Annotated in this window: 2 protein-coding genes; both read right to left on the reverse strand. The window is 67.1% G+C overall.

What is annotated here, in order from left to right:
* Positions 1 to 33: 33 nt before the first annotated feature.
* Positions 34 to 936, reverse strand: coding sequence for an IS3 family transposase (locus P3T29_RS32605; protein WP_280720295.1), 903 nt, complete (start codon positions 934 to 936; stop codon positions 34 to 36).
* A 5-nt stretch (positions 937 to 941) separates the two neighbouring features.
* Entirely contained in the window at positions 942 to 1,250 is a 309-nt protein-coding gene (locus P3T29_RS32610; RefSeq protein ID WP_280720296.1) for a transposase, read from the reverse strand.
* Between the last annotated feature and the right edge of the window lie 70 nt (positions 1,251 to 1,320).

The following is a 1,320-nucleotide window of genomic DNA, read 5'->3' on the forward strand; positions in this document are numbered from 1 at the left end:
TGAAGTTCCCCCCTGATCCTGGACAGCGGTTGCTTACGCTGCGGGGGTGAAGTCGTGCTGCAGCCTGGCTCGGGTTTCGAGCGGGGTGAGGTACCCGAACTCGGGGTGCTTACGGAGCCTGCTGCGGTTGTACTCGACCTCGACGAAGCGGAAAACGTCGGCGCGGGCGGCCTCGCGGCTCTCCCAGACGGTGGTGCCGATCTCCGCTTTCAGCAGACCGAAGAAGCTCTCGGCTGCGGCGTTATCGTAACATGATCCAGTTCGTCCCATGCTCTGCCTCAGGTTCAACTTCCTTATCTCCCGGCGGAATTCGCCACTCGTGTACTCGCTCCCGCGGTCGGTGTGCATGATGCAGCCGTTCTGCAGGCCGCCGCGTGCGGCGGCCATGCGCAGGGCGTCGGTGACCAGCTCGGCCCGGTGGTGGTCGGCCATCGCGTAGCCGATCACCTCGCGGGTCGCCAGGTCGATGACGGTGGCGAGGTACCACCAGCCCTCGATCGTGGGCAGGTACGTGATGTCGCCGACCAGCTTCGCGCCGGGCCGAACGGCGGTGAAGTCGCGGCCGACCAGGTCCGGAGCCGGGGCGGCCTTGGTGTCCTGCTTCGTCAGGTGGCGGCGCCGGCGGCGGGTGATGCCGCGAATGTCGCGCTCGCGCATGATCCGCTCGACCCTCTTCCGGTTGACGCCGTGACCTTCTCTGCGCAGGGCGGCGTGCACCCGCGGGACGCCGTAGGCACCCCGGGAGCCGGAGTGGATCTCACGGATCCGACCGGCCAACTCGTCCTCGGCGCGCTGCCGTTCGGCGGAGGCCGGCCGTGACGCAAGCCATGAGTAGTAGGTAGAGCGCCCTATGCCCAGCACGCGGCACAGCCGCGCGAGGCTGTAGCCGTCGGGGTTCGCCTCGGTGGCCTTCTCCGCATCGATGAATAGGCACACAGCGCCTACTTCACGATCTCCCTCGCGAAGAAGGCCGCCGCTTTTACCAGGATCTCGTTCGCCTTCTTCAGGTCCGCGTTCTCGCGGCGAACGCGCCGCAACTCCTCGCGCTCATCGCTGGTCAGCGCCCCCGACGGCCCCTCGCCCCGATCGACCTTCGCCTGCTTTACCCAGCCCCGCAGCCCCTCGGGACTCACGCCCAGCTCCCGGGCGATCTCGGTGACGTTCCGATGTGGCGAGGACCGAACGAGCGCGATCGCATCCCGCTTGAACTCGGCCGTGTACCGCTTGCTCATGTTGCTCTTGCCGCTCACGATCTGGACTGCTTCCTCCGGGACTCAACCGTCCCAGTATCAGGCTGTCCAGTTCAACGGGGGAACTTCA

It is taken from the genome of Kitasatospora sp. MAP5-34, from assembly GCF_029894335.1.
In the GTDB taxonomy this organism is placed as follows: Bacteria; Actinomycetota; Actinomycetes; order Streptomycetales; family Streptomycetaceae; genus Kitasatospora.